The 24,503-nt window shown below is 54.1% G+C and carries 19 protein-coding genes; 9 read left to right on the forward strand and 10 right to left on the reverse strand.

Annotated features, from left to right (window positions below):
* The first annotated feature begins 53 nt into the window (after window positions 1-53).
* Window positions 54-983 (forward strand): flagellin, encoded by a 930-nt coding sequence (locus tag RAC90_RS03460; protein ID WP_039340776.1) that lies wholly within the window; start codon window positions 54-56, stop codon window positions 981-983.
* Between the two features lie 319 nt (window positions 984-1,302).
* Here the strand turns inward: RAC90_RS03460 and RAC90_RS03465 are convergent, their stop codons facing one another.
* Window positions 1,303-2,469: a PAS domain-containing methyl-accepting chemotaxis protein gene (locus tag RAC90_RS03465; protein WP_054633941.1), complete on the reverse strand. Its 1,167-nt coding sequence runs from the start codon at window positions 2,467-2,469 to the stop codon at window positions 1,303-1,305.
* A gap of 391 nt (window positions 2,470-2,860) precedes the next feature.
* Between RAC90_RS03465 and RAC90_RS03470 the strand changes: the two genes are divergently transcribed.
* A complete protein-coding gene (locus RAC90_RS03470) occupies window positions 2,861-3,436 on the forward strand; it encodes a histidine phosphatase family protein (protein ID WP_054633940.1) in 576 nt (191 codons plus the stop codon).
* A gap of 152 nt (window positions 3,437-3,588) precedes the next feature.
* On the opposite strand, the gene RAC90_RS03475 is transcribed toward RAC90_RS03470, so the two are convergent.
* Window positions 3,589-5,163, reverse strand: coding sequence for a methyl-accepting chemotaxis protein (locus tag RAC90_RS03475; protein WP_375123965.1), 1,575 nt, complete (start codon window positions 5,161-5,163; stop codon window positions 3,589-3,591).
* Window positions 5,164-5,821: 658 nt separating this feature from the next.
* Between RAC90_RS03475 and RAC90_RS03480 the strand changes: the two genes are divergently transcribed.
* From RAC90_RS03480 to RAC90_RS03500, 5 genes are all read left to right on the forward strand, one after another.
* Window positions 5,822-7,066, forward strand: coding sequence for an EAL domain-containing protein (locus tag RAC90_RS03480; RefSeq protein ID WP_375123966.1), 1,245 nt, complete (start codon window positions 5,822-5,824; stop codon window positions 7,064-7,066).
* 933 nt (window positions 7,067-7,999) lie between these two features.
* Window positions 8,000-9,133: a glutathione-independent formaldehyde dehydrogenase gene (locus RAC90_RS03485; protein ID WP_033741031.1), complete on the forward strand. Its 1,134-nt coding sequence runs from the start codon at window positions 8,000-8,002 to the stop codon at window positions 9,131-9,133.
* 714 nt (window positions 9,134-9,847) lie between these two features.
* Complete coding sequence (gene fdhF, locus RAC90_RS03490; RefSeq protein WP_058708742.1) at window positions 9,848-12,814, forward strand: formate dehydrogenase subunit alpha; 2,967 nt, start codon at window positions 9,848-9,850, stop codon at window positions 12,812-12,814.
* Window positions 12,814-13,296 carry a DUF1641 domain-containing protein gene (locus RAC90_RS03495; RefSeq protein WP_039340755.1) on the forward strand — a complete coding sequence of 161 codons (483 nt, stop codon included), beginning with the start codon at window positions 12,814-12,816 and terminating at the stop codon, window positions 13,294-13,296. Before fdhF ends, RAC90_RS03495 begins: the two co-directional genes overlap by 1 nt.
* Before the next feature lie 813 nt (window positions 13,297-14,109).
* Window positions 14,110-15,693 carry an APC family permease gene (locus tag RAC90_RS03500; protein ID WP_039340752.1) on the forward strand — a complete coding sequence of 528 codons (1,584 nt, stop codon included), beginning with the start codon at window positions 14,110-14,112 and terminating at the stop codon, window positions 15,691-15,693.
* Window positions 15,694-15,913: 220 nt separating this feature from the next.
* On the opposite strand, the gene RAC90_RS03505 is transcribed toward RAC90_RS03500, so the two are convergent.
* From RAC90_RS03505 to RAC90_RS03520, 4 genes are all read right to left on the reverse strand, one after another.
* On the reverse strand, window positions 15,914-16,162 hold the full coding sequence (locus tag RAC90_RS03505) for a DUF2543 family protein (protein ID WP_006119678.1): 249 nt from the start codon (window positions 16,160-16,162) through the stop codon (window positions 15,914-15,916).
* A 108-nt stretch (window positions 16,163-16,270) separates the two neighbouring features.
* On the reverse strand, window positions 16,271-16,963 hold the full coding sequence (locus RAC90_RS03510) for a haloacid dehalogenase type II (protein WP_375123967.1): 693 nt from the start codon (window positions 16,961-16,963) through the stop codon (window positions 16,271-16,273).
* Between the two features lie 160 nt (window positions 16,964-17,123).
* A complete protein-coding gene (locus RAC90_RS03515) occupies window positions 17,124-18,602 on the reverse strand; it encodes a SulP family inorganic anion transporter (RefSeq protein WP_039340743.1) in 1,479 nt (492 codons plus the stop codon).
* Between the two features lie 640 nt (window positions 18,603-19,242).
* Window positions 19,243-19,503, reverse strand: coding sequence for a hypothetical protein (locus tag RAC90_RS03520; protein ID WP_006119675.1), 261 nt, complete (start codon window positions 19,501-19,503; stop codon window positions 19,243-19,245).
* Window positions 19,504-19,858: 355 nt separating this feature from the next.
* Here RAC90_RS03520 and RAC90_RS03525 point away from each other — a divergent pair, with 355 nt between their 5' ends.
* Window positions 19,859-20,062, forward strand: coding sequence for a hypothetical protein (locus tag RAC90_RS03525; protein WP_375123968.1), 204 nt, complete (start codon window positions 19,859-19,861; stop codon window positions 20,060-20,062).
* Window positions 20,063-20,319: 257 nt separating this feature from the next.
* Here the strand turns inward: RAC90_RS03525 and RAC90_RS03530 are convergent, their stop codons facing one another.
* Together RAC90_RS03530 and ycgZ are read right to left on the reverse strand one after the other, a co-directional pair.
* Entirely contained in the window at window positions 20,320-20,595 is a 276-nt protein-coding gene (locus tag RAC90_RS03530) for a hypothetical protein (protein WP_033741039.1), read from the reverse strand.
* A 90-nt stretch (window positions 20,596-20,685) separates the two neighbouring features.
* Window positions 20,686-20,919, reverse strand: coding sequence for a regulatory protein YcgZ (gene ycgZ, locus RAC90_RS03535; protein ID WP_006119672.1), 234 nt, complete (start codon window positions 20,917-20,919; stop codon window positions 20,686-20,688).
* A 497-nt stretch (window positions 20,920-21,416) separates the two neighbouring features.
* Here ycgZ and RAC90_RS03540 point away from each other — a divergent pair, with 497 nt between their 5' ends.
* Window positions 21,417-21,914, forward strand: a complete 498-nt coding sequence (locus RAC90_RS03540) for a glutathione peroxidase (protein ID WP_058708729.1) — start codon at window positions 21,417-21,419, stop codon at window positions 21,912-21,914.
* Window positions 21,915-22,017: 103 nt separating this feature from the next.
* Here the strand turns inward: RAC90_RS03540 and RAC90_RS03545 are convergent, their stop codons facing one another.
* Together RAC90_RS03545 and RAC90_RS03550 are read right to left on the reverse strand one after the other, a co-directional pair.
* Entirely contained in the window at window positions 22,018-23,442 is a 1,425-nt protein-coding gene (locus tag RAC90_RS03545; protein ID WP_375124056.1) for a trehalose-6-phosphate synthase, read from the reverse strand.
* A 118-nt stretch (window positions 23,443-23,560) separates the two neighbouring features.
* Window positions 23,561-24,112: a GNAT family N-acetyltransferase gene (locus RAC90_RS03550; RefSeq protein ID WP_054633930.1), complete on the reverse strand. Its 552-nt coding sequence runs from the start codon at window positions 24,110-24,112 to the stop codon at window positions 23,561-23,563.
* Window positions 24,113-24,503 lie beyond the last annotated feature (391 nt).

A 24,503-nucleotide genomic window follows, 5' to 3' on the forward strand; every position in this document is an offset into this window, starting at 1 on the left:
CGTGGCGATAACGGTATAGCGTGATATACACGCTTTAACTACAAGGACTTAACATGGCCGTCATTAACACAAATACGCTTTCACTGGTTACGCAGAATAACCTGACCAAATCACAGTCTGCTCTGGGCACGGCAATTGAGCGTCTCTCTTCCGGTCTGCGCATCAACAGCGCTAAAGACGACGCAGCCGGCGAAGCTATCGCTAACCGCTTTACTTCTAACATCAACGGTATGACTGTTGCAGCCCGTAACGCCAACGACGGGATCTCTCTGTCGCAGACAGCTGAAGGCGCACTGACTGAAATCAACAATAACCTGCAACGCGTACGCGACCTGACCGTTCAGGCGCAGAACAGCTCTAACTCAGCGTCTGACATTGACTCAATCCAGGCTGAAGTTAACCAGCGTATGCAGGAAATTGACCGCGTCACCAAACAAACCGACTTCAACGGCATTAAAGTCCTGAACACCGGTTCCGGCAGCACCACCTACAACTTCCAGGTAGGCGCAAAAGACGGTCAGACAATCGGCATTACGCTGAGCGCAAGTGACGGCTTCGACCTGGCGGCAGCGGGGCAGTCTGGCACCACCCAGAATACCGAGACAACCACGGGCCAGACCGTAAACGGCAATGCCCGCAGCACCTCTGCTATCGGCTTCGACGTTCTGAAGGGCGCGGTCACCGGCGGCACTGGCGGGACGGCGTCCAGCAATACGCCGCTGGCCGACATTGATAAAGCGATTAAGGCGGTCGACAACCAGCGCAGCCTGCTGGGTGCGTCTCAGAACCGTTTTGAGTCCACCATCAGCAACCTGAACAACACCGTGACCAACCTGACCGCTGCCCGCAGCCGTATTCAGGATGCGGACTACGCGACGGAAGTGTCAAACATGTCCCGCGCGCAGATCCTGCAGCAGGCCGGTTCTTCTGTACTGGCACAGGCCAACCAGGTGCCGCAGACCATGCTGTCTCTGCTTCGTTAACAGACGCCGGTGAGCTGCATTCCGTAATGCAGCTCATCAGCATTCAGCGCCGTGAAGCGTAAGCGCTCTTCCTGCCTGCACGCCCTTTGATACAGCCCATAAAACAAGCAAAATCCAGTCCATATTTTGTCTCATCGCGCGTTAACACATATTCACCGATGACCAGGCCCGGTTTTGGACCCGTAGTAGAGGCAGTAAACGGTAGGATGCGCAATTCAGTCCGAGCCTGGCAAAATGGGATGTTGTGTTGAGTAGTGGGCACACTCCCCGGAAGCCAACCAGAAAGTGTGCGATAAAACTGAAGGGTGCAGTGGTAATTTTACAGGCGCGAAGAGGCATCCAGCCGGATCTGCAGACGGCTTATGTTTTCGGTTATCTCCGCGGTTCTGTCAGCCAGTTCGCGGATTTCGCTGGCAATAACAGAAAACCCTCGTCCCTGCACGCCGGCTCTGGCGGCCTCAATGCTGGCATTCAGTGAGATGAGTTTGATCTGAGCGGCAATATTGGCATTTTCAGAGACCAAATCAGCGATCTCACTGACAGAGGCTGATGCCTCATCTCTTCGCTGGCGTTCATGTTCAGCCTGAACTTCCTGGTCTTTCAGCGTCTGTATATCGATTAGCGCCCCGACCGCCCGCAAAGGTATACCCTCTTTGTCCCGTCGGGTCTGCCCACGTGCACGGAACCACCGGTAATTGCCGTTTTTGAGTTTAACGCGGTATTCAACGTCATAACCTGTTGCGCCCGAATGGTCGTTAAGGTGTTTGATAAAGGCATCCAGCGTGTGCTGACTGTCGTCGGGATGGAGGCGGGAAGCCCAGCTGTCAATCACATCAGGAAACTCTTCAACGGTTTCGAATCCAAGCAGTTTTCTGAACTGTGGGGACCACCAGAAAACGTTATTCGGATGTAAAGGGTCACCATTGATGATCTGCAGGTCCCAGAGCCCGTCATTCAGCATTTCACGCGACAGGTTGAAGCGGGTCATGACAATGTCATATTCGCTTTCGTGCGCCACGTCCTCACTGATGTTCAGCAACGTACCTGTCAGCCTCTGATTATGGCCGTCAGCGCCGCGCTCACGTTTAACGGCTACCTGAAACCATTCGTAGCTGCCGCCTGCCGTCATAAAACGGCATTTATGGGTCACACCGGAAGCGGCAGAGGGTTGAACGGTTCGTAAAAGCTGTCTGAAATGACTTTTGTCTTCATCATGAACAAGCGAGCAAAGCGCCGAGAGAGTCAGGATATTGTTGCCCCCTTGCGGAAAATTAAACGGCGCGGCAGATGAAATCCAGAGCGGAGTGCTGTCGGTGATGTCTTTCCCCTCACAGACCCACAAGAACTCTGGCAGCAGAGTCAAAAAACTGTCCAGACGATCGGATAACGTCCCGCATGGCGGCACTTCTTCGACGGGCACCTCCTGGCGTGGCGGTAAAATGACTTCTGGCGCGGGCGGGGATTTCCTGAATAATTTGCCTAACATAATTGCTCCCTGTGATTAAAATTAACTACAGACAGGTTATCGGCCATGTTGCAGGATGCATAAGTCAGCTAAATGATTAAATTTTCTACTGTTTAGCCGGGCAGCGTTGTCTGCAGATCATGTAGGGTAATGCCCGAATGGGGCTTTTTTCGCGGGCCGGTCTCTTACAACGCAGAGAAGGGAAACGGGGCAGGCCTTATAATCACAGACCGCCGCCAAAAAATATTCGCGCCTGGCAGACGCAATACAGCCGATAAATCTGACCACAGCAACCGCGATATCTTTGCCAGTCTTTTGCTTTTGCCGTCTTACCCATCATTTACCCCTGGTTATTACAGGCCCACGTGAAGTAGGTTATCCACTCCGCCATCATCGCCAACAGGAAATCCGGATGAAAAACGTTTTCGCGCTGTTGTTTGGTCTTGCAACACTTATCCCGTTGAAGGCTTCGGCTGACAGTACATTTGTGTTTTTCCGTCATGGCGAAAAGCCCGACAATGCCAGCGGGCAACTGACCTGCAAAGGGCTGAATCGCGCCCTGAAACTGCCGAGGGTATTGCTCAGCCGCTACGGTAATCCCGATGCGCTTTATGCCTCGGCACCAAAAGAGGATAAAACCGGCAGTTCACTGCGCCCGCTTTCAACCCTTATTCCTCTGGCGGTACAGGTTTCTCAACCCGTCATACTGCGCTTTCACGCCGACAAGCCCAATAAGCTGGTCGCGGATCTGCTGGCAGAAAAAGCGGTGCCTCTGACGTTTATCTCCTGGGAACACAAAAATCTGGTGACCGCTGCGCGCAGGCTGGTTGAAAAAACGGGTGGGGATGCCGGGCAGGTGCCGGACTGGCCAGCAACCGATTTCGATTCTATCTATGTGGTGAAAATTGACGACAATCAGCATTTTAAATCCTTTAAACAGGATGCCGAGGGACTGAATGGCGTTTCATCTGACTGTCCTGACCGATAGAAATGAATGCGCAGATGGTTTGTCATGAAAGCCCGTAACGAAGCCGCTAAAAGACAGCGATGCCTGATGGCTGAGAAACGGGAAAGGGGAGAGCTGAGAGCGGCGCGTTGAGCATGAAAGAGGCCAGCATCTGCATCTGGCCTCTGTCGGGATTAGATCCTGAACGTTTCCACAATCGCCTGGAGCGCATGCGCCTGATCAGACAGACCGTGAGACGCGGTGGAAGATTCCTCAACCAGGGCTGCGTTATTTTGCGTGACGCCATCCATCTGGCTGACGGCGATGCTGACCTGGGAAATGCCTTGCATCTGCTCAGACGATGCCAGTGAAATCTCATCCATGGCGGACGCCAGTGAGCCGACCATACCGACAATCTTCAGAATACTTTCCCCCGTTCCCTGTGCGACGCCCACGCCGCTTTCCACCTGCGTAACCGCCTGCTCAATGAGCTGCTTGATGTCACGGGCTGCCGTCGCACTGCGCTGCGCCAGTGTTCTGACCTCCCCCGCAACGACCGCAAAACCCCGGCCATCTTCACCGGCGCGCGCGGCTTCTACGGCGGCATTGAGCGCCAGAATATTGGTCTGGAAGGCGATGCTTTCGATCACGGCGATGATGTCGCGAACTTTAAGCGCACTGGCCGAAATCGTGTGCATGGTATCCGACATTTTCTGCACGTCAGTTTCCCCCTTACGTGCCAGCAATGCGGTCTCACGGGCAGACTCGGCGGTCTTCTGCGCACTGGCGGCATTGTTTTTCACCGTTGTCGTCAGCTGCTCCATACTGGCGGCCGTTTCCTGTAACGCGGCGGCCTGCTGTTCGGTTCGGGAAGACAGCTCGGTATTGCCTCGTGAGATTTCATCGGCCGCCAGCGAGACGGAAGCGGATGAGGCTTTAATCTGCGATACCAGATCACGCAGGTTGTCCTGCATGCCTGCCAGTGAGGCCATCAGGCTGAAAGCATCATCGCGGCGAAGTTTAACCGGCGTACTCAGATCGCCGGCGGCAATGGCGGCGGCCAGTGCCTGTGCCTGGGCGGGTTCTGCGCCCAACTGTTTCTTGATACGGCGCGTAATCAGCCAGCTCATGACAAAGCCCAGAGCGATAAACACCACGGTGAGCACGCTCAGCGACAGGAACACGCCTGCGAGCCCCGTTTCGGTCTTCACTGCCGTACCGCCGGTTACACGATCCTGATAAGCCACCATATCGCTGACGGCTGAGCGGTAGTTCGCCAGGTCCGTCAGTAGCGCGTTGTCGATATGTTCACGGACGGCATTGGCGTCCTGTTGCAGGGCGCGCGTCGCACTGGCCTTGAAAGGCGGCGATGACGTTTCGATTTTTTTCAAAAAGTCAGAGGCTTCATCCACTTCGCTGAGGTTAATACCCGGAATGGTACGCGCACCGTTAATCAGCGTGCGGAAGTGGGCAGTGGTGTCATCACTGTTTTGTTGTAATGCCGCAAATTTTGCAGCGATATCCTGTATGGATGCGTGCCTGTCACCCGAGGATGCCGCCAGAAGCAGCGTAGTTTGCTGTGCAACGTTGTCCTTAATGGTCTGTAAGGTGCGTAAATCATTCAGTCGGGCCACCGTCAGCTTCTGCTGATCTCTGACCGTACTGAGCTTGATACCGGCAAAAAGGGTAATACACACGCCGAGCATGATGACGGTCAGGAAAGCCGCGTTGAGCATCATGTTGAGTGACATTTTTCCTGGTCTGAACATAGGGTTCTCCATACGAATTGTTTCCGCTAATGCTGCAAAGAGGTTATCGGCAGGCCCGGCCAGACAAGGAATAATTTACATAGTCAGTTTCTGTCTTTACATAACCTCCCGCGTGCCGGCTCGTTCAGGATGAAGCAAGGTAGCGGGAGCACCGCGTTTTTGCTGCAGGGACAAGTCAGTCTGCCGTGACGGTGTCCCTCGTCTTTCCGGGGCGTTTGTCAGTGACGCGCCACGCAGGACGAAAAAATTTCGCCCCAGCCTGATCAACATGGTCAATGCGCCGCCTGGCTGCGGCTCTTCAGTAGCCTGTCAGCAAGACAGGGCAGGGGCTTAGCGGGGATCATGCGAGGTGATTCGCAACTGAAAAGCATAAATCACTACGGTTCGCTTGTTTAATGCCGATAACACGATCACAGCGCAAGTGCTGGCAGAAGAATGAAAGGCAAAACGCCCGGCGTTTCCCGACGTGCAGCAATATGATGCGGCCGTCTCACGGCGGCTCAACCTTTCATGACTGACTGAAAGAGAGGGTGACGGCAGACATTCCGCCAGCGCGCCTTTTTCAGATATGAAACCTCGTCATTTTATGAGGACTTAACGACTAACCGATCACCCATAACGGCCGGATGAAAACACGCGGCAGGTTGCAGGCACCTGAATGAACACGAAAAGAAAAAATGCGACATTGCATACCTGCTTTAAGAAACGGCTTCAGGCCGGTGAATTTACGCCTTATTTTCAGCCGATTGTGTCGCTCGAGGATGAGCGGGTAGTCGGCTTTGAAATGCTGGCCCGCCGCGTTTTACCGGACGGGCTTATTATCCCGCCCGATCAATTCATTCCCGAAATGGAACGTCAGGGCCTGCTGAATGAACTGACCGCCGTCCTGTTAACTCAGGGCATTCTGACCGCAGGCACCTGGCCCGAACAGCAGTTTTTATCGGTTAATGTTTCGCCTTCCCAACTGAAGGGCCGTCATCTGCCTGACATCATCAAGCACGTGGCAAATCAGTACGCCTTCAGTTTGCCCAGGCTCAAGATAGAAATCACCGAAACGGCTCTGATAGATGATGTGGATTCAGCGCGTGCGCAGATTGATTACCTTTCAGAGATGGGCTGCATGATAGCAATGGATGACTTTGGCACCGGCTTCTCAAGCCTGGCCTGGCTCATTCAGCTTCCTGCCACCACAATCAAAATCGACAGCAGTTTCATTCGCTCAATGCTGCACCAAAAGGACAGTCGCAAGATTGTTTCCAGCGTTGTCGGCCTGGGACGCAGCCTGGATATGGATGTGATCGCCGAAGGGGTTGAAACAGAGGAAGAAGCGGAAATGCTGCGTAAGATAGGCTGCACCTATGCGCAGGGCTATTTATTCGGCAAGCCGCTGACCGCAGATGAGACGCATGCGTTGTTACTCACCCGACCGGGCAAAAAATTTCATCGCAGGGTAGAACGCATGTCTCTCGATCAGCGCGCGCATCAGATCTCGTCCATGTACGCTGCGCCCGGGACCTCCATCTGTTTCCTCAACACGGATCTCCGGATCGTGGATGCCAGTGAGACCTTCGCCGAACGCGTCTGCTGGGAGCTGGACGATCTCATCGACCGTTATATCTATGAAGTCATCCCTTCGGAGGCGGATAAACTGTTATGGCTTCAAAACTTCCGTGAAAAAGGGCTGCCTTATCCGCCTTATGAAGTGACGCTGCCGGGCGGTCGAATTGATCTGGTTATCATTACCCGGGTGGAAGATGAAGCCAAAGACTTGCTGGGCTTCTGTGTGTTCGGTATCGACATCAGTAGCCGGATGGGCACAGAACACCCTGTGGAACAGGATTTTTCCGCTAAACAGCAGGGCGCGGAAAGTAAGATATTGCCGGGACGTTCAAAACCCAGCTGAATGGGCACGCTGCCGCATCGTAAAAACCTGCGCCCTCGCAGGCACCTCATCGGACGGGGCAGGCCGGAGATCACTTACCTGCTGCCATCTCCCTGCCTGATAGCGTTGTGCACGTTTATGTCTCCACACCGGTCTGACCCGCCAGACCGGCTCAGCACCGAAGGAAAGAACCGTTAGCACACAGGCAGGATCAGCGTATTGCCTGAATCTGTATTGACAGAGTAAGCATCCGGCAGCCTGTAATTAAAGCCCGGCGTGAACGGGCCACAAGCGCGAATACTGCCATGATAAATTAACACGCAGAAAGGTAATATAAGCCAGGCCGTGATAATCCCCTGCCGGGCATAATGCGCAACCTGTGAAAAATAAACACGATTTTCTGTCAGACAGAAGGAATGCATGTTTTCGGATACCGTCTGTAATTAATCTGTTCAGGTTTACGGCCTTGCTGTGCATTAAATCAGCAGGCGGCTTCGCTTTTCTCCTTTGTAACTTCCGTTCACATAATCACCTTCTCAGATAAGTCATTGTAAAAAAAGTCTAAGTTATTTTTATTTGAATTAATTTTCACGATGAGCAGCAATTTTATTTATCTCAGTTACGCTTTTAAGACTGATTTAAAAAGAACATGAAGGCAAATCTTAACCACGAAGGAGAAATGTATCGCAGGTCATTCCAGAGGGAATCTGTCATTATTCCACCGTAGTTAAATTTGTCGGAAATATCCGAAAATATTGCGCAACCCTAATTATTTTAAAAACAGGGCAGGCAATCACGCTTTTTAGTCACGCGTATTTTAAGCGAACGGCCTCTTTCCACAGCGAACGCACGATTAGCGTCAGGCTGATTAACCAGCCCAGAAAATCTGATGCCGCTCGCCGTCCCGGTCAGGGCCGGTGGGCGCCAAATCATCCATGACCCGAGGGGAAAAATATGAAAGCAGTCGTTTATAACGGACCATACGATGTGTCAGTAAAAGACGTGCCCGATGCCAAAATTGAGCGTCCCACGGATGTTCTGGTTCGTATCACCACCACCAATATTTGCGGATCCGATCTTCATATGTACGAAGGGCGTACCAGCTTCGAACAGGGCCGTATCCTGGGCCATGAAAATCTGGGGCAGGTGGTAGAGATCGGCAGCGGTGTAGAGCGCGTGAAAGTCGGAGATTATGTCTGCCTGCCTTTCAACGTCGGCTGCGGATTCTGCGAAAACTGTGAAAAAGGGCTGACAGGCTTCTGCCTGACGACCAATCCAGGCACGGCAGGGGCGGCGTACGGCTTTGCCGAAATGGGGCCCTGGTCTGGTGGTCAGGCAGAATTATTGCGCGTACCCTTTGCCGATTTTAACTGCCTGGTGCTGCCACCCGATGCGGTTGAAAAGGAAGACGATTACGTCATGCTGTCTGATATTTTTCCCACCGGCTGGCATGCCACTGAACTGGCGGGGCTCAAACCCGGTGAAAGTGTGGCTATCTATGGCGCTGGGCCGGTAGGACTGATGGCGGCGCATTCGGCGATTATCAAGGGTGCCTCCGAAGTGTACGTCGTGGACACGCACGCCGACAGGCTGGCGTTGGCTGAAAAACTCGGTGCCATTGCCATTAATGCCACCGGGGCCGATGCGGTAAATAAAATCCTCGACCTGACGGATGGCCGGGGCACCGATTGTGGCTGCGAATGTGTGGGATATCAGTGCTGTAACAAACATGGGGTTGAAGATAACGCCGACACCATGAACAGCCTGGTGGCCTCCACCAAAGCGACGGGCGGCATTGGTGTGGTGGGTGTGTTTGTGCCACAGGATCCTGGTGCTGCCACCGATCTGGCGAAAGAAGGTAAAATGCCTTTCGACTTCGGCAGCTTCTGGTTTAAAGGCCAGTCTGTCCGCACTGGCCAGGCAAACGTCAAAGCCTATAACCGCCAGCTGGCGCGTCTGATCGCGCAGGACAAAGCGAAGCCGGGACAAATCATTTCCCACCGGCTACAGCTGACAGAAGCCGCAGAGGGCTATAAACATTTTGACAACCGCGACAGCGGGTGGACAAAAGTGATTTTAAAACCCTGAATAATCCGCAGTTAACCGGGCCGCCGCAGTCTGGGATCTCGTCTGAGTACGGGGGACCGGACTGTTGGCGGTTAAAGACGGCCCCTGTGGTTAGCTGGCTGACCGATGACGTTTTATCTCAACAGCATGGCTGGCAAAGGACGAGGCCGCCTCGCCTTCACTGTGCCAGCGTAAGTCACAGCCCATACCTGCTGTGGAAAGGTCTGGTACAGGGCGGCGTTTATAATACGAGAGAAACGTGAATATAATCGTTTGGCATCCGAAAGTATGCACCGAAAAAACGCGGGTCTGTTATATGATGGCGCTACGTCATTTGCTGGCTTTATTTAAGCGAAAAAAAACCGCCGGCGCGGCGGTTAAGTGAAACAGTGAAATTCGGTTTGGGGGAAACCTGTCGCTAAGTTAATTTCACAAAATATTTTTTCGCAAGCGTAAGCGGCAACCTAAAACTATTAGGAAGGGAGCAAAAAAAAGAATTTAAGAGTTTTCCTGGTGGCTGGCTGCCTGTTTCATATTCCGTTGGTATAAGAATCCTGTTTCCGATATTGCGCTTACACTTTGTTACCCCTTTGCCCTCAAATTCTCCTGCCGTCTCGCCTGATTTATCGACTGTGCACAACTAGTTTTAACAGGAAATAAAAATTACCTGGCCTTTATACAGGCAGAAAGCCGATGACCGCGTATCCCATCCGCGAAAAGAAAAAAGGTAAAATCATGGAAACATGCACCATTGTCTACAACGGGGAACGGCTGTCAGGTCAGGCAGGTTTGCCCCTGATTGATTTTCTCGAACTGCACGGCAAAAAACTGCCGCATGTCTGTTATCACCCCGCTCTGAAGCCACTGGAAACCTGTGATGTCTGTTGGGTAGAGCATGCGGGCAAACTGGTGCGGGGATGTACGTTAGAAACCGCACACGACATGGTGGTGAGCAGTGTAGATCCGCAGGCGCAGGCGGCGCAGGAAGAGGGCATGGACCGCGTTTTAGCGCGCCATGAACTTTACTGTACGGTATGCGAACACAATACCGGCGACTGCACCTTACACAACGCGGTCAGCGATATGGCGATACCGATTCAGTATTATCCCTATGAGCGTAAACCTGCGGAAAAAGACCATACCAACCCCTTTTATACTTACGATCCTGACCAGTGTATCCTCTGTGGTCGCTGTGTAGAGGCGTGCCAGAACGTCGAGGTAAACGAAACGCTGTCTATCGATTACACCGCCGATCATCCCCGCGTATTGTGGGACGGTGGCGAGCGCATAGCCGGATCAAGCTGTGTGAGCTGCGGCCATTGCGTTACCGTTTGCCCCTGCAATGCGCTGCTGGAAAAAACGATGCAGCCCAATGCCGGTCCCTTCACCAATATGCCGGAAACCGTGAAACGTCCGCTGATTGACGTGGTTAAAAAACTGGAAAACAGCATCGGCGCGGGACCCGTTACCGGTGTTTCACTGATCGATATGGCGATGCGCCAGTCTGAAATTAAAAAAACGAAAACGGTCTGCACTTATTGTGGCGTAGGCTGCAGTTTTGAAATGTGGACGCGTGATCGCCACATCTTAAAAGTGCAGCCGGTTGCAGATGCACCCGCAAACGGCATTTCAACCTGTGTAAAAGGCAAGTTTGGCTGGGATTTTGTGAATGATCCGCACCGCCTGACCACCCCGCTTATCCGTGAGCAGGGGCGCTTTCGTCCCGCCAGCTGGGATGAAGCGCTGGCGGTTATCGTCCAGCGCCTGACGCAGATTCATCGACAGTCGGGCGGCAACAGCATCGGCTTTATCGGTTCCAGTAAAGCCAGTAATGAAGAAGCCTATCTGACACAAAAAATCGCCCGTTTAATCTTTGGCACTAACAATGTCGATAACTCCTCCCGCTATTGTCAAAACCCTGCCACCCAGGGATTGTTCCGGACCGTCGGGCATGGGGGCGACGCGGGAACCATCAAGGATATGCAGCAGGCGTCGCTGATCATTATCGTCGGCAGCAACATTGCAGAAAATCACCCGGTCATTGCCTCCCATATCAAACAGTCCCATAAACATCACGGGCAGCAGCTTCTCGTTGTGGATCCCCGTCGCCATGAAATGGCTGAGCGCGCGGATCTGTACCTGCGGATTAAGCCGGGTTATGACATGGTATGGGCATCGGCGATGGCGCGTTACATGTTCGATCACGGTTATGCCGATGAGGCCTTTCTTGCCGAAAAGGTCAATAACGTCGCCGAGTTTCGGGCGTCGCTGGCGCCTTTCACGCTCGACTATGCCAGTCAGTTAACCGGTCTGAGTGTGCAGGAACTGACGAACGCGGCAGAAATGATAGGCCAGGCCAAAAGCGCCTGTCTGTTGTGGGCGATGGGCATTACGCAGCACAGTCACGGTTCGGATACCAGCACCGCACTCTCGAATCTGCTGCTGGTGACCGGCAACTATGGTAAGCCAGGCACCGGCGGGTATCCCATGCGCGGCCACAATAATGTGCAGGGGGCCAGTGATTTTGGCTGCCTGAGTAATGTCTATCCCGGCTATGAAAGCGTCACGGATCCGGCCGTGCGGCAAAAATGGGCGGCGGCCTGGGGCGTCGATCCGGAAGCGCTTTCGGCGGAAGAGGGCGCAGATAATTACCGGATGATCGAGCAGGCGCATCAGGGCACGCTGAAAGCGATGTACATCATTGGTGAAGAAACGGCATTTGCGGATGCGCATTCCACAAAAGTCCATGAGGCGTTCAGTCGTCTCGATTTTATGGTGGTGCAGGATATCTTTATGAGCCGGACGGCAGAATTTGCGGATGTCGTGTTGCCTGCCTGCCCGAGCGTCGAAAAAGAGGGGACGTTCGTGAATACCGAACGGCGTATCCAGCGCTTTTACGAGGTGCTACCGCCCTTAGGCGACAGTCGTCCCGACTGGCGGATACTGACCGAACTCGCCAGCCGTCTGGGCCATCCCTGGTATTATCAGCATCCTGCCGACATCATGGCGGAAGCGGCGCGCATCGCCGGTATCTTTGCCGGCGTCAGCTATGACCGGCTGGCGGGCTGGCAGTCACAGCTCTGGCCTGTCAGCGCCGACGGCAGTAGCACGCCGTTGCTCTATACCGACGGTTTTCACTTCCCCGATGGCAAAGCGCGGCTTTATCCGTTGCAGTGGGAAGCGCCTGCCGAGGAGAGCGATGCCCATTATGATCTGCTGCTTAACAACGGCCGCATGCTGGAGCATTTTCAGGCCACCAACCAGACGGGGGCGGGGGGACGAATCACCTCGCTGTCGCCTCACTGGTACGTTGAAATCAGCCCCGCACTGGCGCAGGAGCGTCACTTGCAGGAAGGCGACTGGGTCAGACTGACGTCACGGCGCGGTGCGCTTGAGGTGCCGGTGATCATTACTGAACGCGTGGCAGGTAATATCCTTTTTATCCCGATACATCATGGTAAGCCGGGCGTAAACGGACTCACGGGGGATCATCACGATCCAGACGTGCAGACGCCAGCCTATAAAGAAATTGCCATTCGCCTGGAGAAGCTGGCGCGTCCTCCTCACGCTTCACCGCTGCCGTCGCACAATTTTCGCCATGGGCACCGCACGCCGCGCGATCATCTGCCCGTTGAGGATAAATGGCGTCAGCCAGGTTATACGCTGCCGCCTGAACACACCGCCCATCCGGAGAAGTTTTAATGGCTGAACCGCTAAAGTATGACGTGCCGCCCACGCGCACCGAGCCCACAGCAAACGAAGCCCTTGCCACGCTGCTGGAAAGCCTTCATCAACATGGCTTCCTGCGTCTGGCTACAGATATCGTCAATGCCAATACCCAGATTGCCGGAGTGCTGGTTGACGGCCTGAACCAGCCTGGAGCGCTTAATGCCATGCAGAATCTGTCCCTGGTCTTTAAGGCGCTGGCAACGATTCCCCCCGAAGAGTTCAATCCTGTGCTGTTGGGGATCGTTAATGCCGCAAAAGCGATGCGGGGGGCCGGACTGGCCGGGGAAGACAAAAGCGCACCCGGCATCCGCGGCATCATCCGATTACTGAAAGATGAAGAGTTATGGCGCGGGATTAAACCGGCTCTGGCAGGCGTCCGCGCGTTTGGACGTGAGATGAAACAGCCGTCTGAAAAACCGATCAGCCGGTATAGTGGGAAGCCTACCCAAAGTTGAGTATCGGGTAACGGTGGCTTTCCCGGGAGCCTGTTGTGCCGGTAATCCAGCCCGGATGGGCTGGATTACCGGATCCGTTAAGGACGCTGGCAACAGGCGCAAAATGTGCCCGTTTAATAAAGATGATTCACTGACATCCGCTGTTTAAATAAGGGCACCGCACTGCGTCATTTTCTCACTTATTCTCCCTTCATGTTGCGGACAGGGTATTAACACACCATCAGCGGGCCAGATAAAAAAGTTCCGTGCCGCCTGACCAATCTGTTTTTATTCCCGGCAGGCCAGAACACATCTTTACGTGTCGGCCTGGTGCAAAAAACGCCGTCTGTGACTGCCCGCTCTTATTGATCATATTAATGAGGATGGGGAAAGCCTGTTTTTGCGTCTGACGTTCCCGCATCGGATGGCCCGGCAAAATGCGAACGGCGGGCGTACAAAGCCTGACTAAGGCAGGGCAGAAGGTAGGCGCGTCAGTTTCTCAGGGGGCTGTTTCACCGGCTTTCAGGCTCAGAGGCGTCCAAAACTGTGTCATGACTTTTTTACCGGTGACGGAATGTTTCAATTACCTTCACAATATATTTTTCGGATCATTGCAGTGCGCCTTGCACCGTGATCTCCTGCTTAATTTTGCCCTGATTGTCGACAGATCTGTTTATTTCCGTAGAAAGTATCGCCTGAAACCCTTTATCGCCTGCTTATGTGAACCAGAATGTTTCTTACATAAACCATCACGACAGTAAAATAGTGCTGGCACACAATATGCTTTATTCCCACGCACAACATCTAATAATCAAAATCATACAGGGGCATATTATGGCGTCCACGGGACTTAAAAAGAAATTAGGATTGGTCGATCTGTCGTTACTGGGCATCGGCTCCATGATCGGGTCGGGCTGGCTGTATGCCGCCCTTAACAGCTCCGGTTATGCAGGCAGCCATACCGGCTGGGCCTGGGTGCTGGGTGCGGTGATTGTGCTGATGATTGGCCTGGTTTACGCCGAGCTCTCCTCGGCGTTGCCGCGCGCAGGCGGTTTTGTGCGCTATCCCAACTATTCGCACGGCAATATCGTCGGCTTTGTCATTGGTGTCAGTTCTCTGCTGGCGTATACCAGCACCGCCGGAGTGGAAGTGGAGGCCGTTCGTCAGTACGCGATTTACTGGTGGCCTGCCCTGGGGCATACGGACGGCAGCCCAACGGGATTAGGGTTTGTGGTGCAGATTGGGCTGCTGGTGGTATTTTTCCTGCTTAACTACTGGAGCGTGAGTTTTTTTGGTCGTGTGAATACCATTGTTACCACCTTCAAATTTATCGTGCCGGTACTGACCATCATTACGCTCCTGCTTTACTTTCATGCGCCGAATCTTGACGTTCCGCCAGCACCGCCGGGCGGGGCGCATGGTGTTTTTAGCTCGCTGACGGGGGCAGGGATTGTCTTTGCCTACCTTGGTTTTCGCCAGGCCGTGGATTTTGCGAGTGAAGCCAAAAACCCACAGCGCAACGTACCGCTGGCGATTGGTATTGCCATTGCTGTCAGCTTCGTGATTTACCTGGCCCTGCAGTATGCCTTTATGGGCGCGGTGCCGGCCGATTTACTGTCACAACATGGCTGGGCCGGGCTGAAGCAGGTGTTCCAGTCGCCCTATGCCGATTTAGCGCGCAGCCTGGGACTGACCTGGCTGATTAACCTGATTCTTATCGACGCCGTGATTTCTCCGGCCGGAACCGGCAACATCTATCTGGCGGGGGCTGCGCGCGTGCTGTTTGCCTGGGCGCGTAACGGTCATCTGTTTAAAGTGTTTGGTGAAGTGGATGCAAAATCGGGCGTACCACGCGGCGCATTGTGGTTATCGCTGCTGCTGGCCATCGCCTGGACGCTGCCTTCTGAGTTTCAGGTCTGGGGCGGATTAATCGGTGCGGTCACCTCGGCCACCGTCTTTACCTATATGCCGGGCCCGATCACGCTGGGCGCATTTCGTCGTCACCTGCCGGACATGCAGCGCCCGTTTCGCCTGCCGATAGCCGGGCTGCTCAGTCCGCTGGCGTTTGTAGCCAGTACGCTCCTGATTTACTGGAGCGGCTGGTCGGTCAATGAGATTCTTATCCCGATCCTGATTATTGCCTGGGTCGCTTACGCCGTCTTTGGTAAGAAGAACAGCGAATTCAGTCAGGATCTGCGTTGCGCTTGGTGGCTGCTGGCTTACTACATTGTGGTGATGGTGATTTCCATGCTCGGTACCTACGGCGGGAGCGGCGTGATTAGCACGCCATTCGATATGATCCTTATCATTGTCGCATCCCTGGTCTGCTACTTTTGGGGCGTGAGCGCCAGCCTGGCGAAACCTAATATTACCAATGAGGAGGAGGAGTCGGTATCCTTCGGCAAACACGCGTCCTAGCGTTTATCGTCTGCGCCTGTGCCCGGCACAGGTGCAGTTTCACATGACGGCGCTCCGTTGTGACATTCACTTTCTTGACCGCCCACATCAGGCATTGTGCCGTTCCTCTTGCTCCTGCTGAGTGTGAAAAAGCCTTTTTTTGAGTCCATATATTAAAAGAAACAGAAAGCGGACAGGCAGCCCATAAAACTGATGCACGGACGTGCATCAATTATCGACATTAGTCCTCATTGCCCCATTGATTCAGAAAGGTGGCGATCTCGTCAATACGCGCCGCATCAATGCCTGCCTCGGCGGCCATCTCCTGCTGCGCGTCTTCGCTGATCGCTTCGTTATTCATCAGCCGGGTAATCAGTAACTGGAAGTAGTGCGCCAGCGCATCATGTTCTGACTCGCTGACCGGCGTTGCTGTCTCTGCCGCGTATTCTTCAGCAATGTCATAATACTTGAGTGGAACATCAGGGGTCATATCAGGTCCTCAGGGAAAGTGCTTACTGCTTTTCAGGCGGCGATCATAGCAGGGATGCGTGGGTTTTTCTGCCCTGCGGGCTGTCGTTACCGCGGGGCAGGTTCTGTTTCACCGGTGAGTGAACACAGCGGCAAGCGCGCCAATATCCCTGACGATCACATCGGGTTCAGGCGCCAACGGGAAAGGCGTTTGTCCCGGCCGCGCGATAAAGGCGGTTTTCATCCCCGCGCGCTTCGCACCGCCGACATCCCAGCCGTGCGCGGCTACCATCATGCATGATGTGGCTGGCTGTTTCATTTCATCCATTGCCCAGCGATAAACGCGCAAATCCGGCTTATAGACCTGTAATGACTCGACGCTGAGCACCCGGCTGAAAAAAGAGCTTAGTCCCGCCTGACTGAGTTGTTTTTCAGCCAGCGCCTGTGACGAGTTCGTCAACGCCACCAGCGTCAGGCCGTGCGATTTTAATGCGGATAAACCGTCTGCAACGTCAGGAAAAGCCGGCATGGCCGATAAGGCGTCAGCCAGCGAAGTAGCGTCAGGTAAAGGCGTGATCCCATAGCGTTCGGCGGTCATCTGCAGCACGGCTTCTGCGATATCACCAAAGCTGTGCCAGCTGCCTGTGACGGATTCCACCAGCGAGTAATGCAGCAGCGAAGTGAACCAGGCTTCTGCGCGTTCGGGTTTATTGCCCAGGCGACGCACCACACAGGCTTTTAACGGCGCGGTATCCAGGAGGGTTTCATTGACATCAAAAAAAAGCGTGTGGGTATCTCTATGGGTGACAGTCGTGTCTGTCATTTGACCTCCGTTAACCGTTGAATATAAACAGACGGTACAGTAACGCCCATCTGGTCAGGCTTAAGCGTAGAAGGCCCATCCGAAACACTCAACTGCGGGAAAGCGTGGCGCGTCTGGCCACGCCTCCAGTGGCTGGGACAAACAGCCCCAGCCCTGTTTCTCAGTGACCGTTCATCAGTCTTTCAATCTCGTCAGGTTTGTCATGCACGCCGAAGCGGTCAACCAAAGTTTGCGTTGCCGCATTCATTCCCCGCAGCCCGACCTCCGTGCCTTCCCGCCGGAACTTGATCACGATGCGGTCCAGCGCGCTTACTGACGTGATGTCCCAGAAATGTGCATGGGTGACATCAATAATGACGCGTTCCACCTCCTCGCTGACGTCAAAATGGCGGGTGAAGCGATCGGACGAGGCAAAAAAGACCTGGCCCGTCACGGTATAAATTCGTGTGTTGCCTTGCCGTTCAGAGGACACCGCCATAAAGCGCGCCACTTTAGTGGCAAAGTTCAGCGAGGCAATCAGTACGCCGATCAGCACCCCCAGCGCCAGGTTGTGAGTGGCGACCACAACGACGACGGTGGCCAGCATCACCACGCTGGTGGACATGGGATGGGTGCGCAGGTTGGCAATCGACTGCCAGGAGAAGGTTCCTACAGATACCATAATCATCACGGCGACCAGGGCTGCCATCGGGATCTGAGACACCCACTGGCGCAGAAAGACCACCATCAGCAGTAACACCACGCCCGCCGTCAGGGTGGACAACCGTCCCCGGCCGCCTGACTTCACGTTAATCACCGACTGACCAATCATGGCGCAGCCCGCCATACCGCCAATAAAGGCGGTACAGATGTTGGCGATCCCTTGCGCTTTGCACTCGCGGTTTTTATCGCTGCCTGTATCGGTCATGTCATCCACGATGGTGGCGGTCATCATCGACTCCAGCAATCCCACCACAGCCAGGCCTGCGGCGTAAGGCAGGATGATCAGCAGGGTGTGCAGATTCAGCGGAATGTCCGGGATCAGAAACACGGGCAGGCTGTCGGGCAGCCTGCCCATATCGCCGACGGTGCGCACATCCAGATGGAGCCATACAGAGATTGCAGTCAGAACAATAATGCAGACCAGGGGGGAAGGGATGGCTTTGGTGATCCGGGGGAAAAGATAAATGATGCCGAGCCCGGCAGCGGTCAGGGCATAAACCTGCCAGCTCACATGAGTCAGTTCCGGCAACTGGGCCATAAATATCAGGATGGCCAGCGCGTTGACGAAGCCGGTCACCACCGAGCGTGAGACGTAGCGCATCAGACTGCCTAACCTGAGATAGCCTGCCAGCAACTGCAGAAGGCCGGTCAGCACGGAGGTCGCCAGCAGATACTGCAAGCCGTGCTCTTTAACCAGCGTGACCATCAGCAGCGCCATCGCGCCGGTGGCCGACGAAATCATCGCCGGTCGGCCACCGAGAAAGGCCATAACGAAGGGAATACAGAACGCGGAGTAGAGTCCGACCTGGGGATCTACGCCAGCAATAATCGAAAAGGCGATCGCTTCTGGAATAAGGGCGAGCGCGACCACAATACCGGCAAGGACGTCACCCCGGACGTTACCCAGCCAGTCCTTACGCGTCGAGGACAGCAACATATTGATTTCTCATTTTTTTAGATGAAAGTAAGCCCATGCGGGCAAAATTTAGTGATGCAAAAGCACATCCGCAGTCGGGATGTTATTGCGTGCGCGATCGGTTAAGCCGGTGCGCCAGGGAAGGGGGAAAACTCAGGGTGGCGTAAGACGCATGATGGTAATTCTCCTTTACGGCCATAAGGGGCTTTCAGGAAGGACATTCCTGCCGGGACGCGATGTCCGGGGCAGACGGCGATGCCTGTCAGGGGACAAAATGGTGCTTTCCTGAGCAGAACAGCGACTCACTATAAACAAAACGACACGCAGGTCAACGTTAAATCGTCCTGCATATTTCTGACAGGCTGCAAAGTCAACCCGAAAGTGAGTGTCAGGGGAACACAGTGAGGAAGGGGGGCGGCCGTACTTGAAAGAAAGCGCCACGCGTCGTGAGCCAGCTGTTTCCGCGTGTTTGACGCGATCGTTTCGTTTACAGAACGTGTTTTGACCGCACGAGGAGCAAAAGACAACACCGTGGTTATGCGCAACATGCCGTGAAGTGTCGTCCCTGACAGTATCTCCGGCCGGTACACGCTCGCGCGAGACCGATGAGGTTATCTCGTATCGTCGTCTTCCGGCCGGGGCCGGACTACGTCCATTGGCGTTATTTCTTTTCTTCGTTCAGGCCTGCAAGTGTCTGCAGGTAGGGCACTGGCTGCTTTACGAGACCGGGCGTTAAAAATGCTCTTAGCCATGTTCTGGCTTCCAGGATTTTACTCAGGCGATCGTCGCTGCAATTGTCTGTTGCCATGCGTCTCAGTTCATTCATCAGAGAAGTAATGTTTATTTCCCTGTCAGCCAGCGCCAGGTGCAATGCTGCTTCGCCAATAATGACGTGGCCTTTCTCGTCGTCTTGAAGTAACACGGTCAATCCTCCATAAGTACGATTTATGACAACCTCACCACTGACTGTAGTCGTCCCCGCAGATAATGCCTGCTTAAAATATTCAGCACTTACCCTGTTCTGTCGTGATGCGCTCAGAAACAGGTACGCGTAACCCAGACCAAGTCTGTTATTCGTGCGTTAAAGGGAACATAATGGCACTGCGACCGGAAGGGAGAAAATCTTTTTCATTTAAAGTTATTACCGTTAGCGTAATCTCTTCGGGTGTTCAGTTTCATTTGCACTGTCTTAACCTGAAAGCGCAAGAAAGAGCCAGGGTTGGGTGGTGGGATGAAAAGTGATAAACTGTATGTTTATACACCTGCCGGGAGGACGATTGAAAAACAATGAGCACGATATTCCACAAGAGGTGCTTGCTCTGGTAGGCAGAACCGTCAGCCAGCTCCTGAGACGGGAGGGCACTGTCATGCCTGAAGACCTGACGAAGGCCTTGCAGACGATGAGTGAACATAGCGTAGAGGCAAAAACGCGCGCGGACTGCGGTGAACTCATTATCCGGCTTATGAAAAAGATGCATTAATATCCGCTTCACGTCAGGCATCTTCTTATCTGCGTCGCAGTCGGGCCAGTCGCCGTAATCTACGTGCGCAGAATATCGGGCCTTACTCTCTCTGGTGTCGTTCCGGTCACGGTAATACGAAACGTTTTGTCTTCCAGAAAGCCTTGCCTGGCAGGGATAACGCTTCGACGCTGTTTTCACCCCCAAACAGACAGCCTGCTTGTGTCGTTAATCGTAAATGACTTGCTTTGACAGACGTGTATAACGCTGAGACACGGTCAGTTCCGTGAGGTTTCATCGGCATCTTGTGACAGATGGGCGGCATGGTCATCGTCCCTGTCATCAGGAGAGCGACGAGCGGCCATATCGGCTTTAATTTCACTGATGGCCATGCTGACTGCGCGGCTTTTCTCTTCGCTGTCAGAAGAACGCATGATGGCATCAAGATTTTCCAGCACGCTCTTGAATGTGACGCTGCCCTGCTCCTCAAGGGATGCCAGGGCAGCCTCTCCAATGAGTGTGTCACGGAGTTTTTCATCTTTACTGTATGTCATTATTACTCTCTGAATAAGTTTTGCCTGCCCGGCTGTCGTGTATATCAGCCACTGTGCCGCAAAGTCCCTTTCAGAAGGTTCCAGCCAGTATCAGAACAGAAGGCGCAACAGTTCCTGCAGGTGTTCTTCTTCCTGAGGAGAAGAAACATGGCTCATACGTTCAATGAGCGACTTGCAAAGCGCTTTGCGGTTCAGCGTACGACCTGCTCTGAGTATTTCAACCACAACAACGCCCAACGTTTCCTGCTGAGAGGGCAGTGATGCGCGGCTGAAGAAGGATGAAACATCTTTACTTACGCCAGTTACGGGCAGTCTGTGTTGCATAAGTTTCTCCATTGTACAGTTATTATGCTGAGTGTATAGATCTAAGTTATACAACAAATCAGTCATTGTACAGGTTTATTTTGGATTCTGATTTTTAGAGGTCAAATCATCAGGTTTCAAAGTAACTGATCGCCCAATGACGTTGGGAGAAACGGACAGGATGAGCCAGACAGCCGCTCTGATGGGACAGGCAACAAACGCCTGTAAACACGGGGGCCGGGCCTTTTTCATCTTAACGCGACATCGTTCCGCTTTACACCGCTGGTTTAATGACAGGCGTATTTCTCTGTTATGCTTTGGCCACGTCTTTTTAAATACCCTGGCCAGTGTTATCCCTGGCTAAGCGCGAAGAGGGTGTGCCATAAAACGGGTGGGCCGGGCCACATCCTGTTGCCAGCGCCTTTGCCGCCGATCAAAAGTCGGCTTGCCGGGTCCCTGTGTTGTGATGTACGGCGCGCCAGTCCTGGCGATAAAAGTTTTTCTCTGAGGATTACACTATGACGGTCTTTTATCAACTCAGTGCGACCCGTTTACATGGCGAGCGCATTACGATGGCCGACTATGCAGGCAAGGTGGTGTTGGTGGTGAATACCGCCAGTCATTGTGGCTTCACGCCCCAATATGCAGGCCTGGAAGCGCTTTACAAAAAGTATGCCGATCAGGGGCTGGTGGTACTGGGCTTTCCCTGCAACCAGTTCGGCAGGCAGGAACCCGGTAATGCCGACGATATCGCACAGACCTGCCATATCAACTATGGCGTGAGCTTCCCGATGTTCGAGAAAGTCGAGGTCAACGGCGCCGCAGCGCACCCGGTGTTTCGTTTCCTGAAACAGGCATTGCCTGGTGTGTTGGGTGGGCGGATTAAGTGGAATTTCACTAAGTTTCTGATCGCGCGTGATGGTAAACCGCTCAGACGATTTGCCCCCATCACTTCTCCTGAAAAAATGGAAGCCGCGATTGTTGCCGCGCTGGAAAGCACAGCGGCTGTGATTTGAAGCGTTGCTCTGAGTGCCAGCAAAGGACAGCGACCCGGTCAGGTTGTCTGCCGTGCCGCAACCGGCGCCAGGGGGCTGACTGGCGCAGCGTTTGCCTGTCACCTCAGTAGCGCACCCGGCTGCTGCTCAGACGCAACGCGGGCGCGGCTGCCATAACCGGGCCCGGAAGGACCGGCATGCCGCCCAGCACAGACAGAAATGCCTCTGCCCAGTGATGGCTGTCATGCAGATGTAACCCCTTCATCAGGCGCGCGTGCAGGTGTCGCCGTTCACGCAGCGGCATCAGCAGAGCACTGTGAATGGCATCGGCCATGGCATCCGGATCGTAGGGATTGACGATAAGCGCGCCGTCCATCTGCTCCGCCGCGCCCGCAAACTGTGACAGGATCAACACACCCGGGTTTTCTGGATCCTGCAGGGCCACATACATCTTCGCCATCAGACTCATGCCTGACATCAGGGGCGTGACCAGCGCGACGCGTGAGGCACGATAAATACCCGCCTGCTCCTCACGGCTGTAGGCATGCGTCAGGCAATTCACGGGATACCAGTTCATCATGCCATGCACGCCATTACATTCTCCGCACAGAGTTTCTAACGTGTGCGTGACAGCCGCTGCCCGGTCCGCGTAGCCCGCAGCAGGCGGGGCCAGTTGCAGCAGGGTAATATTTTTTTGATAGACGGCATGTTTGCGCAGTAACACTTCTACCGCGCTGATGCGGTAAGGCAGTCCGGCGCTTTCATCAAGATGACCGCCGCTCAGAACGGTGTTTTCCGGTAAGCTTTCACGACACTGCATTTCCATAAACGCACAGCTGTTGCTGTCACGCAGGCAGCGCACATCGTCCAGATCGATCCCGACAGGAAAGACGCCGAGCTTTACAATCCGCCCCTGCACGCGAACGCTGTCTACGCTCAGGCGCTCGGTGCGGAATTCGCTTTCCAGCCAGACGATAAAGTTGTTCAGGTCCTGAACGGTCTGAAAGCCGAGCAAATCACAGCACAGCAGCGACTGTGTGAGCCAGCGCCAGTCGGGAATCGCCTCAAACATCGTGCCTGAGGGAAAGGGCTGGTGCAGGAAAAAGCCCACAGGATTAGTCAGTCCGGCCTCACGAAGGTAATGGGCGCAGCCCAGCAGATGGTAATCCTGTATCCAGATGGTGTCTTCGGGCATAGCGTTATCACAGATGACCCGCGCATAGGCTTCGTTAATCTTTTTGTATTCCCGATAGCCGTCAGCAGAAAAGCGGGCCAAATCCGGACGCTGGTGGAAAACCGGCCACAATCCCTGATGAACATAATGGTGATAACCCTCTTTCACTTCGGCGGAAGACAGAGGAAAGTTCAGCGTTTCATAAGGGCCTTTCTGCTGAATGCTCAGCGGCCTTGGTGCATCAGAAGGCAGCATCGTCGTCTCACCATCCCAGCTTATCCAGAGCCCGCCGTGGCGGGAAAGCAGGCCTTCATAAATTGCAGACAGCGTGGAACGTTGTGAATGATTATGTGATACAAGGATAAAACCTGACATGGTGTTTTCCTTATGGGCGGGCAGGGCATCAGTTGCCGTGCCCGGCGTCCAGCCGTTATCGGGTTGAGGTCGGATGAAAAACTGCAGCAGGCCACACATGGCAAAGCGTCCTGTCCGCTTAATGGTGGTGGGCGCGGTCAGCGCTCAACGAGTCGCTCAGGCCGTAAGGGGCAACCGCCCTGAGATAAAGACCCGGCAGCGAGGCATGGCAAATGAATCCATTACGTTCAAGAAAGTCCTGGGCGCTGTCGCTCAGTGCAATAATGCGATGACAGCCACTGGCGCCAGGGTGGGTCAGACAGCAGTGGAGCAGCCAGGATCCCAGCCCGATATAGCGATACTCTGGCGAGATAAACAGGTCCTGTATAACCCAGGTTTCGGCCATATCGGTAACGACCCGCGCAAAACCAATCTGCCGGGTATGACGATAGAGGCCAAAGCAAAGACTGCTGTTCAGCGCCAGCGTCAGCAGACGTGCATCGGGAATAGCCGAACCCAGCCACTGGGCAATCAGCCGCGGATTGAGCATGGACGGATCGGTGTTGACCTCCATTGTCTCTCTGAACCATTTACGGGGAGAAAGCAGGCGCAGCCGCTGCTGCTCGGCAAGATCCGCAATCACGGCATCACCACAAACCGGCAGGAAAGAGGCCGCATTCACACATTTCATCAACGGTTTCCTTTTACATGGACGCCTTAGCGCCCGGTGCCGTTGATTTAAGCGCCCGGCGTGTAAAAGTGGCGTAAAAAAGATCGGGTGCGGTGTAAAAAGGGTGCAAAGGAAAGGGTGAAGACATGGGGGCATGAGCCAGTGAAGAAGCCCCCGTGGCGCAAAGATTACGTGCCGTCGTATCCCCAGCCTGATATATCTCTGTCTTCTCTCCTGAAAAGGGCGGCATGCATACGCTGAGGACGGGACAGACAAGCAATGTTATGTGAAGGCGACTCGCCTTCGTCTCTGCCCGAGCTGTACCGCAGGTCGCGTTTCAGGTGACCGGTTCTGACGATTTAACAGGGTATAAAGCGGCTATCTTCTGCTTTATGCGCCGATCTGCCATTGT

The sequence above is a fragment of the Pantoea sp. CS_6 genome (assembly GCF_041954745.1).
GTDB classification, from domain to species: Bacteria; Pseudomonadota; Gammaproteobacteria; order Enterobacterales; family Enterobacteriaceae; genus Pantoea; species Pantoea stewartii.